Origin of the sequence: Streptomyces sp. A1136 (assembly GCF_004795055.1) — a bacterium.
Taxonomy (GTDB): domain Bacteria; phylum Actinomycetota; class Actinomycetes; order Streptomycetales; family Streptomycetaceae; genus Streptomyces.
Genome location: NZ_SSBJ01000008.1, coordinates 159,422 through 174,736 on the forward strand (window position 1 = coordinate 159,422; position 15,315 = coordinate 174,736).

The window sequence follows — 15,315 nt, forward strand, 5'->3', positions numbered from 1 at the left end:
CCGGGCGACCCGTCAGCCGAGCTTGGCGACCTCCGGGTGGGCGTCCAGCCAGGCACGGACGGCCTGCTGTTCCTTGCCCTTGCCGGTTTCCTGGATCTTGGCCTCCAGGCCGGTCAGCTGCTGCTCGGTCAGCTTGAACGAGCGCATCCGGGCCGCGACCTCGGGCTCGTCGGCGGCGAAGCCCTTGCGGGTGACGGTGTGGATGCCGTCGCCCTTGCCCCAGGCGCCCTGCGGGTCCTGGAGCTTCTTCATGTCGTAGGAGGCGTAGGCCCAGTGCGGCGACCAGAGCACGACGGCCACCGGCTCCTTCTTGGCGTAGGCCCGCTTGAGTTCGGCGAGCATGCCGGGGGTCGAGCCGTCCACGACCTGGTACTCGCCGTCGAGGCCGTACTGCGGCAGGACCTTGTCCTTGAGCATCGCCATCTCGCCCGCGCTGGGCTCGATGCCGATGATCCGGCCCTTGAACCGGCTGCCCTTGCCCTTGAGGTCGGCGAGGGAGGTGACGTCCTTCACGTACGAGGGGACGCTCACTTCCAAGGACGTCGGGCCGTACCAGGCACCCAGGTCGTCGAGCTTGTTCCCGTACTTCTTCCAGTACTCGGACTGGGTGACCGGCAGCCACGCGTCGGTCTGGACGTCGATCTGGCCACCGGCCAGGCCGGTGAAGAGGGCGCCGAGCTCCAGCTGGCGGGCGTCGACCTTGTAGCCGCGCCGCTCCAGGAGCTCCTTCCACAGGAAGGTGGAGGCGATGCCCTCGTCCCAGGGGATGTAGCCGATGCTGACGGTGCGGCCCTTGCCCGTCTGGGGGACGCCGGAGGCGGTCGCGTTCTTCGCGCCGCCGCCGAACACGCCCAGGCCGCCGGCGGCGAGGGCCAGGACCAGGACGCCGCTCAGGGCGTGCACCGGCTGCGGCCGGTGCTGCCACACCCGGGCGGCGCCCCGGGTGGCGGCGCGGGCCTTGGCGAGGGCGCGCCTGCCGAGCGGGGAGACCTGCCGGCCCAGGGCGCCGGTCATCCGGTCCAGGTACATGGCGAGGATGACGATGGAGACGCCCGCCTCGAAGCCGAGGCCGATGTCGACGCTGCCGATGGCGCGGTAGACGGCGCCGCCGAGCCCGCCGCCGCCGACCATGCCGGCGATGACGACCATGGAGAGGCCGAGCATGATGACCTGGTTGATGCCGGCCATGATCGTGGGCAGCGCCAGGGGCAGCTGCACGCGCACGAGGGTGTTGCGCGGGGTGGTGCCGAAGGCGTTGGCGGCCTCGACCAGCTCGCCGTCGACCTGGCGGATGCCGAGTTCGGTCATCCGTACGCCCGGGGGCAGCGAGAAGATGATGGTGGCGATGATGCCGGGCACCACGCCGACCCCGAAGAAGATGATCCCGGGAATGAGGTAGACCATGGCGGGCATGGTCTGCATGAAGTCGAGGGCCGGCCGCAGCACGGCGCTCGTCCGGTCGGAGCGGGACGCCCAGATGCCCAGCGGCACCGCGATCACCAGGGTCACCAGGGTGGCGACCAGGACCAGGGAGAGCGTGGACATCGCGTCGTCCCACAGGGCGACGGAGTCGACGAGCGCGAACCCGGCGAAGGCCAGCAGGCCGGCGAGCAGACCGCGCAGCCACCAGGCGCCGACGGCGAGGATGCCGGCGAACAGCAGCGGGGCGGGGGCGGACAGGACGGCGTCGATGCCGTCGTAGAGGCCGTTGACCAGCGAGCTGATCGCCTCGAAGAGCCAGGACAGGTGGCGCTGGAGGAAGTCGACACCGCTGTCGACCCAGGCGCCGAGATGGACGCGGGGCATCAGGCGGCCACCTCCGTCGCGCAGTGCACCGGGGGCCGTTGTTCGTCACCGATGAAGGCGATGAGGCGGTCCTGCCCCACCGAACCGACGACGGTGCCGTCCGCGCCGGTGACGGCGACGGGGTGCGGGACTCGGGCGCTGATCGCGCACAGGTCCGCGAGCGGGGTGGCCGCGCTGACGGTAGGACAGTCGCAGGCGTCGGCGCCCGGCTCGGGCTCGTCCATGACGGCGTCGGCCGTCAGGACCCGGGAGCGGTCGACGTCCTGGATGAAGGAGGCGACGTACTCGTCGGCCGGCCGGACCAGGATGTCCTCGGCCGTGCCCTGCTGCACGATCCTGCCGTCGCGCATGACGGCGATCGAGTCGCCCAGGCGCATGGCCTCGTTGAGGTCGTGGGTGATGAAGACGATCGTCTTCCTCAGTGTGCGCTGGAGTTCGAGCAGCTGGTCCTGCATGTCGCGGCGGATCAGCGGGTCGAGGGCGCTGAACGACTCGTCCATCAGGAGCAGGTCGGCGTCCGTGGCGAGGGCACGGGCCAGGCCGACGCGCTGCTGCATGCCGCCGGACAGCTCGTCGGGCCAGGACTTCTCCCAACCGCCGAGCCCGCACAGCGCCAGCGCCTCCGCGGCGCGCCGTTCGCGCTCGGCCCGGGGGACGCCCTGGACCTCCAGACCGTAACCGGCGTTTTCCAGAACGTTCCGGTGCGGGAACAGAGCGAAGTGTTGGAACACCATGCTGATCTTCGTGGAGCGGACCCGGCGCAGCTCTGCCGGGGCGAGCGCGGTGAGGTCCTCGCCGTCGAAGAGGATGCGTCCCGCGGTGGGCTCCAGCAGCCCGTTGAGCATGCGCAGCAGGGTGGACTTGCCCGACCCGGACAGGCCCATGACGACGAAGATCTCGCCGGGCTCGACGCGGAACGAGGCGTCGATCACGGCGGCCGTGACCCCGTCGGCCCGCAGTTCCTCGCGGTCGGCGCCGTTTTCGAGCGTACGGATCACCTCCGCGTCGCCTTCGCCGTCGCCGGGCCGTCTGCCGAACACCTTGTAAACGTGCTCGGCCTGGAGCGTGGACACATACACCTCGCGGGTCGTGGGGAGACGACGCGCGTTCCGGTGGGGCGGCGCGCGCCGTGGAGCGGTGCGGGATCCGCCCGCCCCTCCGCCGGCGCATGACAAGCCGGTGGAAGGTTCCGTTCCAGATCCGCTGGTTCCCGTCTCTATTCAGTGCAAACGCAAAGGTGATCTACCTCACGGCGAGCGCGATGGGACGGCGGGCATACGACGACGCACGCCGCCGGGGGTGGCGACGTGCGTCGGGGGCGGTGCCGGGCTGCGGCGGCGGCTTCGCGGACGCGAGGCCTTGGGGTCCGAACCGGTCAGGCGCGGCGGGCGGACGCCGCGGCGCGCCCGGCGGTGGCCTCGGACGGCTCCGGATCGGCCAGCATCGACGCGCGCAGATGCGCGAGCAGCCGGGTCAGCAGACGCGAGACCTGCATCTGCGAGATCCCCAGGGCGGCGCCGATCTGGGCCTGGGTGAGCTCCTCGCCGAAGCGCAGCTGGAGCATCGTGCGTTCGCGGTCGGTGAGCTGTTCGAGCAGCGGGGCGAGGGTCTGGATGTCCTCGACCAGCTCCATGGCCGGCTCCTCCTCGCCCATGACCTCGGCGAGGGTCTGACCCTCGGTCGCGTCACCGTGCTCGGACTGCGGGGCGTCCAGGGAGCCGCTGGTGTGACCGTTGGCCGCGACCAGCCCCTCGACGACCTCTTCCTCGGTGAGGCGCAGGTGCGCGGCGAGATCGGCGACGGTCGGCGAGCGGTCCAGCCGTACGGTCAGCTCCTCCTTCGCCTTGGCGATGTCGATGCGCAGTTCCTGGAGCCGGCGCGGGACGTGGACGGCCCAGCTGGTGTCACGGAAGTGCCGCTTGATCTCGCCGGTGATGTACGGCATGGCGAGGGTGGAGAACTCGTTCTCCAGGGTCGGGTCGAAGCGGTCGATGGCCTTGATCAGGCCGATGGTCCCGACCTGGACGATGTCCTCCATGTCGCCGCCCTCACCGCGGCCGCGGAAGCGGCGGACGGCGTACTGGACGAGCGAGGCGTTCATCTCGATCAACGTGTTGCGGACGTACTGGTACTCCGGGGTGCCCTCGGACAGTTCCCGCAGGCGCGCGAAGAAGACCTTCGAGAGCTCCCGCGCGTCCGACGGGGCCACCTCCCGCGGGTCCTCGATCAGCGGCAGACCCGCGGTGAACGCGCGGGGGCGGGGGACGGGGACTCCCGTGTCGGCAGGACGAGCGGTTTCGGCGGTGCGGGCAGTAGGGGTGGGGACCGGCATGGGGGTTCGCTCCTTGGGCTGGTCGGCTTGCGGCGCGGGACCTTGACTTCGGTAGATGTTGGACTGCTTCCGCTCTTACGTCAAGAATTACCGGAAACACTTTTCACGTATTGCGCCACCTGAATCCGGTGACGCATCATGAGCGTATGGGCAGTCCGTCTCAGCGACATAATTGGACATTCTTGACGAACCATGCTCGCGTGCTCGTGGCCATCGCCCGCGATCCCGGGGTCCGTCTGAGGGACGTGGCGATGAGCTGCGCCCTGACCGAGCGCACCGTCCAGGCGATCGTCACCGACCTGGAGACGGACGGCTACCTCCGTCGTGTGCGCGACGGCCGCCGCAACCGGTACGAGATCTCCGACAACGCGCTGTTCCGCCACCCCGCCGAAGCAGGAGTCCAGGTGGCGGGCCTGCTCGCCCTCCTGGCCGGCGCCCCGACCCCGCGCCAGACGCAGACCGGCACGGCGTCCCAGGCAGGGACGGAGGCGGGGACCGGGTCCGAGGCGGGGTCGGGAGTCGTCGGCATCGGGTAGGCACCCCGCGCGCCCCGCCCACGCGACCGCGCACCCCCTCCGCGGCGCGGGTTGCCGTGGTGCCCGCGTACGGCCGCACGCTCAGACCACACGGAACCCCGCGGCCGAGCGGTCACGGTGGAAGGTCAGCCGGTCCCAGGCGGGGAAAGCCAGGTCGGTGACGGCGAGAAGGCGTCCGCACGGGTCGTGGAGCGCCCGGCGCACCGTGAGCCCGCCGGCGGGCGTCGTCGCGGACGGCGGGTGGGTGACACGGGTCATGGTGAGCGTCTCCACGGTCCGACCCCGAGTCGCGGCGCGCTCCAGCCAGCGTTCGAGCGGTGCGAGATCCAGGTCCCGGGCGCCCACCCGCTCGCGCAGCTCCGCCAGCTCCGGGGTCCGCGCCACGGCGCGCGGGCAGAGGTACGTCACCGCGTGCCGGCGCGTCTCCCCCGCGGGGCCCAGTTCGCGATGGTGGTGGACGAGCGTCCGCTCCCCGCCGCACATCCCGAGCAGGGCGGCGAAGGACGGCGGCACACTGACGAGCGTGAGCCGCCCCCGGGTGACGGCGACCCGCGCCGCGGCCGGCAGGGCGCCGCTCCCGCGCACCGACGCGAGGGGGGCCGGGTCGGCGGCCGCCGATGTCGGGCGGGTGCCGCGCCGTCCGGTGACGACCAGCCCTTCCGCCCGCAACTCCTGGAGGGCGGCGCGGACGGTCTGCCGGTTGACCCCGTAGCGGGCCGCGAGGCTGCGCTCGGAGGGCAACCTCCCGCCGGGGCTCCCCGCCGCTCGGGCGAGTTCCCGCCGCAGCGCGGCGGCGATCCGCTGGTACTTGGGCATGACGGCCGGGCCGGGCATGACGTCTCCTCTGACGGGGGCCGAGGGCTGCGGGTCTGCCGACCAACGTAGCAGTGGTCTATACCTTTGACACGGGGATGGCGACCAACCGGAACCACCTTGGCCGAATCCCTACCCCCCTTGGGTACGCAGCGGATTCGGCAGCGGCAGGTAGCGCGCCTCCGCGCCGTCCGCACCGGTCCACCGCAGGAGCAGGTTCGTCTTCGCCGGCAGTGTGGGCGCGGCCAGCAGCCGGGCGATCTCGGGCAGGCCGTGGGCCGCGTCGAAGCGCAGCAACTCCTCGCGGACCGCGGGCCACAGCTGCCCGGCGACATCGGGGTGCCGCTCCGCCAGCGCCTGCGCGGTCTCGGCCAGGTGGTTGACCACCAGGCAGTAGACGAGCCGCTGCCACGCCTCCTCGCGCGGCAGGTCCGTCGGCAGCTTGACGCCCTCCGCGTCGCGGAACAGCGCCTGGACCGGCACGCCCCGGGCGTCGACCGCGACGAGGCAGTTCTGCAGGTGGGCTTCCAGCACGATCCCGCGCCGGGCGAACAGGCCCAGCACCGGCGGCACCACCTGGCGAAGGTACGCCCGCCACCACTCGGCCGGGCAGGGGGAGGCCGCCAGCGGGCTGCCTTCGAACCCCTCGGCGAGAGCGGCCGCCAGCAGCGGGCCGGCCCCCGGCGCGAGCCGCCCGCGCAGGCCGTCCCGGACCAGGACGGCGAGTTCCTCGAAGGCGAAGCGGGCCGTACGGTAGCCCCGGTCGGAGAGCCAGACCGCGTTCGATCCGGCCCGGCGCAGGTCGGCGAACCCGGCGCGGACCGCGGCGTCCGTGCGGGCCAGCCGCAGCAGGTCGTGCCGCCACAGCCGGCGCACGTCGTTGGTGATCCGGACGTCGAGGCTGAACTTGACGAACATGTCCCTGGCCGGGTCCGGCACGTAGAGGGTCCGTACGGAGGCGGTCGGCCAGACGGGCCGCCGGCCCGGGCCGAGCCGCAGCAGCCGCCCGTCGGCGAAGGCCTCGCGCAGCGCGGGGCGGCCGGCGACCAGGGACGACTGCCACGGGTGCGCGGGCAGCAGCCGGTACCCGGCGGGCGCCCGGGGGCCGTCGAGAATCCCGGCGAGCGCCTCGATCGCGTCGGCGCCGGCAGGGTCCCCCTCCTCCACGACCTGGTCCTCGCGCACCGCGAGGAAGAGGAGGGGGAAACGGGCGTGCGCCTCGGGGGCGTACGGCAGCCAGCTCGCGGCCGGGGCACCGCCGCGCGCCTTGGGGGCGGGGTGGTGCGGATGACCCATGACCAGGGCCTGCTCCGAGAGGACGTACGGGTCCTCGGGGGCCTCGGCCGCGGCGCGGGCCGCCAGCAGCGCCGCGACGGTGTCCCGGCTGTCGTTGATCTCGGCCGGCAGTTCGTCGTTGGGGACCCCGGTGTACTGGCGCAGCTCGTCGGACGTCAGCTTCACCAGCTCCGTGTGGCTGAGCGGACACCAGCCCTGCGCCGTGCCCAGTTCCGGCCGTACGGGCCGGCGGCCGGCGCGCACCCGCAGCAGCCGCCCGCTGCCGCGCAACCGGTGGACGCCCTCCTCCCCCGTGGGATCGGCCGTCTCCCGCAGCAGACAGTTCAGCAGCGGGGTGGAGGCGTACGCGTCGGCGGCGGCGTTGAGGTCCACAGGTTCCATTCGATCCATTCGGTGATCATCACCGATCATCGGGTAAGTCAATTATGAGAGAGGACAGGACCCTGGACCGCAGCACGCACGCCCGCACGCACTCCCCCCGCCCCTCGGCCGAGGAGAGGGTCGCCGCCGAACTGGACGAGGTACGCCCCGGGCTCGGCGCCCCCTACGCCGCCGCGCTCGGCGGCGCGCGGGCGGCCGTGCTGACCCGGCTGTGGCGGGCGTTGGCCTTCGAACCGCTGCCGTGGGTGGAGCGCCGGGAGAGCGGGCCGGATCACCTGGTCGTGTTCACGACCGGGGGCGGCCGGCTGGAAGGTCCGCCACCCGACCCGTACGCCACCGACGAGGGGGTGACGGAGCTGCGCCTCGACGGGCGCGCCCACCGCCGGGCCGACCGGCTGATCGAGGCGCTGGGCGTCCCGCACGGCGCCGCCTTCGCCGCCGAACTGGACCACAGCACGGCCTCGCTCGCGCTGTCCCGGGCGGGACAGCCCCGGGAGGAGCCCGACGACGCCCCCCGGACCGGCTGGCAGTGGGAGCAGCGGGTGGTCGACGGACACCCGTACCACCCCAACTGCCGCTCACGCCCCGGGTTCTCGGTCGCCGAGCAACTGGCGTACGCACCGGAGCACCGTCCCCTGGTGGAGCTCGCGACGGTCGCCGTCGACACCGATGAGTGCCTGTCGACCGGGGTCTGGCCGGATCGGCTGCGGGACGGGAACCACATCCTGATCCCGGTGCATCCCTGGCAGGCGGAGCACGTCCTGAAGGGGCCGGGCGTGGGGCGCCCGGGCGGGCCCGGTATCACCGCGCATCCGCTGATGGCGCTGCGGACCCTCGCCCCGGCCGGGGGCGGCGCCCATGTGAAGACGGCGCTCAGCACCCGGTTGACGTCCTCCGTGCGGGACATCTCCGTGGCCTCGATCGAAACGGCCGCCGTCCTCTCGGACTTCGCGCAGGTACTGTGCGAGCGGCTCGACGGGCGCCTGCACGTGACCCGTACCCTGGGCGCGGTCACCGCCCACAGCCCCGATCTGGCGGCCGTCCTGCGCGAGCCGCCGGAGGCGTACGCGGGCCCGGGCGAGTCCGTGGTTCCGGTCGCGGCCCTGGCTGGGACGACAACGGTCCGGTCGGCTCCCTGGCGGGCCCGGTTCGCACGGCTCGTGCTCTCGGTCTGCCTGGAGGCGCTGGACCTCGGGGTCGCCCTGGAGGCCCACGGGCAGAACCTGCTGGTGGTCCTCTCCCCCGCCGGCGCCCCCGTGCGGCTCGTCTACCGCGACCTGGGCGACATCCGGCTCAGCCCGGCCCGGCTGGCCCGGCACGGCCTGCCCGTACCCGCGGCCGCGGGCCGGCAGCTCACGGACGACGTGACGGCACTGCGGCGCAAGGTGTTCGGCTCCGCCGTGGCCGGGGCGCTCGCGGCCACGGCGGGCTCCGGGCGGGCGCTCGGCGAGGACCTGGCGCAGGTCGACTCGCTCCCGCCCACCGCCGACAGCGAGGCGTTGGCGCGGGGGCCGCTCCCGGTGAAGGCCCTCACCCTGATGCGGCTGAGCCCGGGCGTGTCCGGTGACCAGTGGGCTGAGCTGCCCCATCCGATCGCCGGGTCCGGGTCTCGGGCGACGGGTCAAGGTCCGCGGGCATGACCGACACCTCGAACGCCGGCGCCCGAACCGGGGCCGGCGGGACGGGAGTTCGAGGCAGGGGGCGAGCGCGTGCGGCGGGGGCAGGCGTACCGCCGTCCTCTCGGGCCCGACGTCCGGCGGACACCCCCGGACCGGGGCCGGCTCGTGGGGGCGCCCGTGGCCGGGCCCGTGGGTGCGACGCGGCTGCCGCGAAGGCCGGCGGCGCCGCCGGGAGGTAACAGCGGCTTGGGCCGTTCGGGGGGCAACTGCGGCTTTGCCCGCCCGCCTTCGGCCCGAACGCTCCGGCCGATGGCAGGAAGGAGGGATGAGTCTCCACCGCCGTCCGGTCCTGATAAGCGCGGCCGCCGCCGCTCTCTCCGGCGTGGGGGCGGGCGCCCGGGCCGCCTCCCGCAGACCTTCGGGCGGCCCCGACTTCCGGGCGCTCGCCCGTGCGGTGGACGGCCGGGTGATCGTGCCCGGTGACCGGGACTACCCGGAGGCCCGGCAGTTGTTCCAGCCCCGCTACGACGCCGTCGCCCCGGGCGCCGTGGTCTACCCGGCACACGCCGGCGACGTGGCCGTCTGCCTGGAGTTCGCCCGGCGCCGCGCCGTACCCGTGGTGCCGCGCGGGGGCGGCCACAGCTACGCGGGCTGGTCCACCACCGCCGCCGGGCTCGTGGTCGACGTCGGGGCCATGGCCGCGCTCGCCGTCGAGGGGGACGGGGTCCGGATCGGCGCCGGGGCCCGGCTCGGGGACCTCAACCGTGACCTCGCCGCACGGGGCCTGGGCATCCCGACGGGCCTGTGTCCCTCCGTCGGGATCGCCGGGCTGGCGCTCGGCGGCGGCATGGGCCTGGCCTCACGGGTCCACGGGACCACCTCCGACGCCCTGACCGGGGTACGGGTGGTCACCCCGGACGGGGTCGTCCGGGAGGCCGACGCCGAGCGGGACCCCGACCTCTTCTGGGCGTTGCGCGGCGGCGGGGGCGGGAACTTCGGCGTCGTCACCGAGTTCCGCTTCCGCACCCACCCGGTCGGGGACGTGGCCTCGGCGGAACTTCGCTGGCCCGGCGCGGACTCCGCCGCCGTGCTCGACGGCTGGCAGCGCTGGCTGGAGGGGCTCCCGGACCCGTTCTGGAGCCACCTGGAGTTCCTCCTCGAAGCGGGCGGCGACGACGCCCCGGCCGTGCGGGTGCTGTGCTTCGACGGCCGCCACGAGCTGGAGCGGGAGCTGACCCGGCTGTCCGACCTGATCGGCGGCGAGCCGCAGGACGGCTCGGTCACCGTCCGGGGGTACGGCGACACCGTACGGACCATGTCGGGGTGCGCCGAGCTCGGCGCCGCGCAGTGCCGGCTGCCGGGTCGGCTGCCCGGCCGGGACCCCCGGGGACAGGTCGACCGGCACTCCTACGCCGGCCGCTGCGACTTCTGGGCGCGGCCGGGCCTTCCGGAGGCGGCCGTGCGGGCGGTGCTGGACGCCGTACGCCGCTACCGGGACGCGGTACCGGCGGGCGGCCGCGGGGTGGTGCAGTTCCTCGGGGAGTGCGGCGGCGCGATGAACCGGCCGGCCGCCGCCGACACCGCCTTCGCCCATCGCGACCAGGCCTTCCTCGCCCAGTACCTCGCCTACTGGCCCGACTCCGCGCCGGCCGCCGAAGTGGCCCGGCACCAGGAGTGGCTGGACGGTCTCTGGCGGGACCTGCGGCCGTGGGCGAGCGGCAGCGCGTACCAGAACTACGTCGATCCGAAGCTCGTCGGCTGGCGCCGGGCGTACTACGGCCCGAACCTCGCCCGGCTGGAAGAAGTCCGCCGCGCCTACGACCCCGCCAGGCTGTTCCGCTTTCCCCAAGCCATCTAGGGAGCCCTTGCATGCGACGTACGTTGACGATGGCGGCGGCCACGGCCGCGCTGGCGCTGGTGGGCGGCCCGCTGGTGGTCACCGAGGCGCACGGCGCCCCCGTCCTCGGGCGCTGGTCGGCCGTGGAGGCGCAGGCCTTCTGGACGCCCGAGCGGATGGCCGCGGCGATTCCCGCGCCCCCGGAGCCGGAAGCGCCCGAGGTGGCGGACCCTTCCCCCGGTCCGGCGGCGAGCCCGGCCGACCCCGCTCCCTCCGCGACGCCCACGCCGACGCCCACGCCCCCACCGACCCCGACGCCTTCGCCCTCGCCTTCCGTCGCGGCGGTCCCACCCGGCCGGGCCCCCGACCCGGCCTACGCCGCCGCGGCCGCCCACCCGGGGGTCGGGCGCGACTTCGACGGCATGCCGGTCGTCGGGCGGATGTTCGTCATGACCGGTGGCGGGGGCTATTTCTGCACCGCGAGCGTGGTCTCCTCCCCCGGGCGGGACCTGGTGGTCAGCGCGGCGCACTGCCTGCTCGGCGCGGACGCCCGACAGGTGGCCTTCGTACCGCACTACAGGGCCGACAGGCCGCAGCCGTACGGCATGTTCCCGGTGCTGCGCGACTCGGCCGGGCACGCGAAGGTCTGGATCGCCCCCCGTTACCGGAGCGAGGGCGCCGACCGCGCGGCCACGCTCGACGTGGCCTTCGCCCAGGTGGGGCCCAACGCCTCGGGCGCCCTGGTGGAGGACGTCGTCGGCGGGAACCGGCTGGTGACCGGCGCCGCCTACGCGCAGGCGTCCGTCACGCTCGTCGGCTACCCGGCGTCCGCCGCCCGGCCGCGCCTGTGCGTGAACCGGACGACCAAGTTCACCAGCTCCGATCCGAAGATCCCCGGTACCTTCCAGCGGATCGACTGCACCGGCTACCCGGGAGGGACCAGCGGCGGGCCCTTCCTGACCCACTTCGACCCGAACACCCTCACCGGTGACATCGTCGGGGTCATCGGCGGCTGGAAGACCGGCGGCGACACCGACGACACCTCGTACAGCTCCTACTTCGGCGCGGAGATCAGGGCGTTGTACGAGACGGCGGTCGCCTCGGCGCGGGTGGCGCGGGTGGCGCGGGCGACACGGACGACCCGGACCGGGTGAGCGGTCCGGGCTGGGCGTGCACCCGTACCCAACGGGTCCGGCGCGGGTTGCCCACGGTGGGCGGCGTCGCCGGGACCTCGTCGGCGCTCAGCGGGTCGGCCGGGGCGAGGGCGAGGTGGCGGCGCAGTTCCGCGAGGGCCGCGTGCACGGGGGCGAGGATGACCTCGGCACGCGGGTGGATGCGCGCCAGCGCGTGCGCGGTGGTCTCGATGGTCTCGGCGGCGTCCTCGGCGGCGGTCCGGCTCCACCCGCCGGGTCCACCGGCGGCCCAGGGCGCGACGGCGTCGTAGAGGTGACAGGCGGCATCGGCCGCGGCGTCGGCCCGTTCACCGACACCCGGCGCCGCGTTCATCGGCAGCAGCTCCATGCCCGGTCAACGACCGCGGCCCGCCGGGGGAACGAACGGACGGCCACCGGACCCGAAGGCCCCCGGCGTACGCGGCGGCGTACGCGGCGGGGTCGAGCCGCTCACGGGACGACGCTCCGCAGCCACAGGGGCAACAGCAGGAGGGACACGACGGAGCTCTTGATCACGACCGAGGCCGAGAGATCGACCCCCACGTCGTAGCGCTGCGCGAAGATGAACAGGTTCTGCGGGGTCGGCATGGCGGCGATCAGCACGAGGTAGGCGAGCCAGTCTCCGCGGACGCCGAACAGGGCCCCGCAGACCACCCACGCCAGCAGCGGGAAACCCAGGCACTTGACCGCGATCAGCGCCATCTCCTCGCGCGTGGTGTCCCGCAGGCCCAGACCCGTACCGCCGAGGTGCAGGCCCAGCGCGAACAGGGCGACCGGGGAGGCGCTGTCCCCGACGAACGCGGCTCCGTCGAGCACCACCTTCGGCAGGTGCACCGACAGCAGGTTGAGCACGATGCCCGCGTTGCAGGCCAGTACGAGCGGGGTGACGAGGGACGCGCGCAGCGCCCGGGCGAGGCGGACGCCCGGGCCGCCGGTCGCCGCGCCCGCGCGGCCGAGCTCCATGATGGCGATGACGACGAGGGACAGTACGCAGACCTGGAACAGCAGCACCGGGAAAATGGGCGCCGCCGTCCCGAACACCGTGATGAAGACGGGGACGGCGAAGTAGGCCGTGTTCACCTGGACGCCCGCCATGACCCGCAACGCGATGGCGCGGGGCTCGCGTATGCCGTGGGCGGCCGCGCCGAGGGCCACGGCGAGCACCGCGAGGGCCGCGGTCGCCGCGTAGCCGCCGATGGCGCGCCAGTCGAAGAGGGCGGCGAGGTCGCTGGCGTAGATGTTGCCGAACAGGTAGCAGGGGACGGCGAAGAGGAACGCGTAGTCGGCGAACGTCTTGGACGCCTCGGCCGGAACGATCTTGCGGCGCGCGAGCAGCACCCCGCCGCCGAAGGCCAGCAGTACCGGCACCAGCTTTTCGAGTGCGGCTGCCCCGCCCATGGGTACGGTCCTCCTTGATCGACCGGGTGCAGCCTATCCATCCCGTCGTGGCGGGTCTCGGCCGCATACGCTGATCCGTCATGAGCGACGCGACCGGGCCGACGGCCCCTCCCCCCGCCCCCGCCCCGGGGCCGCGCGCGGTCACCCGGTTCGCCGTGGTGCTGCGGACACCGGCCCGCCCCGGGGAACCGCTGTTCGCGCGGGCGCCGCGACCGTGGCAGCGGTGGATGCCGCTCGTCGTGAGCGCCGTGTTCGTGGTGGCGCTGCTGCCGGTGACCGTCGCGGTACTGACCAACGACTACGGCGCGGGCGGCGGCTGGGCGGGAGCGCTCGGCGTGGCGCAGACGGTGCCGCTGGTGCTCGCCGTGACCCGGCCGCTGGCCGCCTGGGGCATGGTGCTGCTCGCCGACACCGTCGGGGCGGTGCTGCTGATCCACGCCGACAAGGTGGCGGGCCATGCCTGGCCGTGGACGCCGATGGGCATCGTCGGCTACCTGCTGCTGATGGTCTGCCTGGGGCTGCGCGCGTCGGTCCGGACGCTGGTCGGCGTCTGGTTGGCGACCGGAGCCGTCGGGGTCATGTTGGGCTTCTTCGCGCCCGCCGGGGTGACGAACACGGTCGCGCTCCTCTTCGTCCTGGGCGGCACCTTCCTCGCGCTGACGGGGGCGCTGCGCCTGCTGGGCGACGCGCAGCAGCGGATCGTGGAGCAGGAGGGCATCAGCGAGGCGGAGCGGTCCCGGCGCACCCTGCTGGAGGAACGGGCACGCATCGCGCGGGAGTTGCACGACGTGGTGGCGCACCACATGTCGGTGATCACGGTGCAGGCCGATTCCGCGCCGTACCGGCTGCCGGGCATGGCGGAGCCGGTGCGGGAGGAGTTCGCCGCGATCGCGGCCTGTGCCCGCGAGTCGCTGGGCGAGATGCGGCGGCTGCTCACCGTGCTGCGCGGCGACGGCGGCGAGGCGGGTGCCGGGGAACGGGCTCCGCAGCCGGGGATCGACCGGCTCCAGCAGCTGGTGGAGGCGACCGTCCGGGCGGGGCAGCCGGTGGAGTTGTCCCTCGCGGCGGGGGCGGGGCGGGGCGTGCCGCCGGCGGTGGACCTGTCGGCGTACCGGATCGTTCAGGAGGCGCTGGCCAATGTGGTGCGGCACGCGCCGGGGGCGCCGACCCGGGTCTCGGTGACCCGTTCCCCCGAGGAACCGGACGAGGTGCTCGTCCTGGTCGTCAACGGCCCCGCGCCGGGCGCCGTGGTGGCGGTGGAGACCTCGGGGACGGGCCACGGTCTGGTGGGGATGCGCGAGCGCGTACGGTTGACGGGCGGGACGCTCGACACCGGCCCGCTGCCCGAGGGCGGTTTCCGCGTCGCCGCCCGACTGCCCGTGAACCCTTCGGCCGAGGAGCCCAGTTGACCATCCGCGTGATCATCGTCGACGACCAGGCGATGGTGCGTGCGGGGTTCGCCGCACTGCTTTCCGCCCAGGCTGACATCGATGTGGTGGGTGAGGCGCCCGACGGGCGGGAGGGGGTGCGCGTCTCGCGCACCGTCCACCCGGACGTGGTGCTGATGGACGTACGGATGCCGGAGATGGACGGCCTCTCGGCCGCCCGGGAGATCCTCGCCCCGCCGCCGGGCGTGGTCCACCGGCCGAAGGTGTTGATGCTGACCACCTTCGACATCGACGACTACGTCTACGAGGCGCTGCGCGCGGGCGCGTCCGGGTTCCTCCTCAAGGACGCGCCGCCGGCCGACCTGATCGCGGCGGTGCGGATCGTCGCCTCGGGCGAGGCCCTGCTCGCCCCCTCGGTGACGCGTCGGCTGATCGCGGACTTCGTGCAGCAGCGGCCCGCGCCCCGCAAGGACCCGGCGCTGCGGTTGAACGGGCTGACGCCTCGTGAGACCGAGGTACTGGAACTCATCGCGCGCGGGTTGTCGAACCAGGAGATCGCCGGGCACCTGGTGGTGGCCGAGCAGACCGTCAAGACCCACATCGGGCGGGTGCTGGGCAAGCTCGACCTCCGGGACCGGGCCCAGGCCGTCATCTTCGCCTACGAGGCGGGCCTGGTCCGGCCCGGCGACAGCGCCTGAGTCCCGCGCCACTCCTCCTCCACCCCCTACGTGGGTATG

At 74.0% G+C, this 15,315-nt stretch carries 13 protein-coding genes; 6 read left to right on the forward strand and 7 right to left on the reverse strand.

The window, feature by feature from the left end:
* Positions 1 to 12 precede the first annotated feature (12 nt).
* The 3 genes from E6R62_RS10500 to E6R62_RS10510 form a co-directional block, all read right to left on the reverse strand.
* Positions 13 to 1,806, reverse strand: coding sequence for an ABC transporter permease/substrate binding protein (locus E6R62_RS10500; protein WP_136213085.1), 1,794 nt, complete (start codon positions 1,804 to 1,806; stop codon positions 13 to 15).
* The gene (locus E6R62_RS10505) at positions 1,806 to 2,879 is read right to left on the reverse strand and encodes a glycine betaine/L-proline ABC transporter ATP-binding protein (RefSeq protein ID WP_136213086.1); all 1,074 of its coding nucleotides are present in this window, start codon (positions 2,877 to 2,879) and stop codon (positions 1,806 to 1,808) included. Before E6R62_RS10505 ends, E6R62_RS10500 begins: the two co-directional genes overlap by 1 nt.
* Positions 2,880 to 3,181: 302 nt before the next feature.
* A complete protein-coding gene (locus E6R62_RS10510; RefSeq protein WP_136213087.1) occupies positions 3,182 to 4,138 on the reverse strand; it encodes a SigB/SigF/SigG family RNA polymerase sigma factor in 957 nt (318 codons plus the stop codon).
* A gap of 146 nt (positions 4,139 to 4,284) precedes the next feature.
* Between E6R62_RS10510 and E6R62_RS10515 the strand changes: the two genes are divergently transcribed.
* Entirely contained in the window at positions 4,285 to 4,674 is a 390-nt protein-coding gene (locus tag E6R62_RS10515; protein WP_136213088.1) for a helix-turn-helix domain-containing protein, read from the forward strand.
* A gap of 81 nt (positions 4,675 to 4,755) precedes the next feature.
* Here E6R62_RS10515 and E6R62_RS40770 read toward each other — a convergent pair whose 3' ends face one another.
* Together E6R62_RS40770 and E6R62_RS10525 are read right to left on the reverse strand one after the other, a co-directional pair.
* Complete coding sequence (locus E6R62_RS40770; RefSeq protein ID WP_240801590.1) at positions 4,756 to 5,508, reverse strand: GntR family transcriptional regulator; 753 nt, start codon at positions 5,506 to 5,508, stop codon at positions 4,756 to 4,758.
* A gap of 111 nt (positions 5,509 to 5,619) precedes the next feature.
* Positions 5,620 to 7,173, reverse strand: coding sequence for an IucA/IucC family siderophore biosynthesis protein (locus E6R62_RS10525; protein WP_136213089.1), 1,554 nt, complete (start codon positions 7,171 to 7,173; stop codon positions 5,620 to 5,622).
* Positions 7,174 to 7,208: 35 nt separating this feature from the next.
* Between E6R62_RS10525 and E6R62_RS10530 the strand changes: the two genes are divergently transcribed.
* The 3 genes from E6R62_RS10530 (at position 7,209) to E6R62_RS39460 (ending at position 11,774) form a co-directional block, all read left to right on the forward strand.
* A complete protein-coding gene (locus tag E6R62_RS10530) occupies positions 7,209 to 8,804 on the forward strand; it encodes an IucA/IucC family protein (RefSeq protein WP_136213090.1) in 1,596 nt (531 codons plus the stop codon).
* A 304-nt stretch (positions 8,805 to 9,108) separates the two neighbouring features.
* A complete protein-coding gene (locus tag E6R62_RS10535) occupies positions 9,109 to 10,641 on the forward strand; it encodes an FAD-binding oxidoreductase (protein ID WP_136213091.1) in 1,533 nt (510 codons plus the stop codon).
* A gap of 11 nt (positions 10,642 to 10,652) precedes the next feature.
* Positions 10,653 to 11,774 (forward strand): hypothetical protein, encoded by a 1,122-nt coding sequence (locus E6R62_RS39460; RefSeq protein WP_168714018.1) that lies wholly within the window; start codon positions 10,653 to 10,655, stop codon positions 11,772 to 11,774.
* Here the strand turns inward: E6R62_RS39460 and E6R62_RS10540 are convergent.
* Both E6R62_RS10540 and E6R62_RS10545 read right to left on the reverse strand, forming a co-directional pair.
* The gene (locus tag E6R62_RS10540) at positions 11,692 to 12,141 is read right to left on the reverse strand and encodes a hypothetical protein (RefSeq protein ID WP_136213092.1); all 450 of its coding nucleotides are present in this window, start codon (positions 12,139 to 12,141) and stop codon (positions 11,692 to 11,694) included. The genes E6R62_RS39460 and E6R62_RS10540 overlap by 83 nt on opposite strands.
* A 101-nt stretch (positions 12,142 to 12,242) precedes the next feature.
* Positions 12,243 to 13,190 carry an AEC family transporter gene (locus tag E6R62_RS10545; RefSeq protein WP_136213093.1) on the reverse strand — a complete coding sequence of 316 codons (948 nt, stop codon included), beginning with the start codon at positions 13,188 to 13,190 and terminating at the stop codon, positions 12,243 to 12,245.
* Between the two features lie 80 nt (positions 13,191 to 13,270).
* On the opposite strand from E6R62_RS10545, the gene E6R62_RS10550 reads away from it, so the two are divergent.
* Both E6R62_RS10550 and E6R62_RS10555 read left to right on the forward strand, forming a co-directional pair.
* Positions 13,271 to 14,599: a sensor histidine kinase gene (locus E6R62_RS10550; protein WP_136213094.1), complete on the forward strand. Its 1,329-nt coding sequence runs from the start codon at positions 13,271 to 13,273 to the stop codon at positions 14,597 to 14,599.
* Positions 14,596 to 15,276, forward strand: coding sequence for a response regulator transcription factor (locus E6R62_RS10555; protein ID WP_136213095.1), 681 nt, complete (start codon positions 14,596 to 14,598; stop codon positions 15,274 to 15,276). Before E6R62_RS10550 ends, E6R62_RS10555 begins: the two co-directional genes overlap by 4 nt.
* Positions 15,277 to 15,315 lie beyond the last annotated feature (39 nt).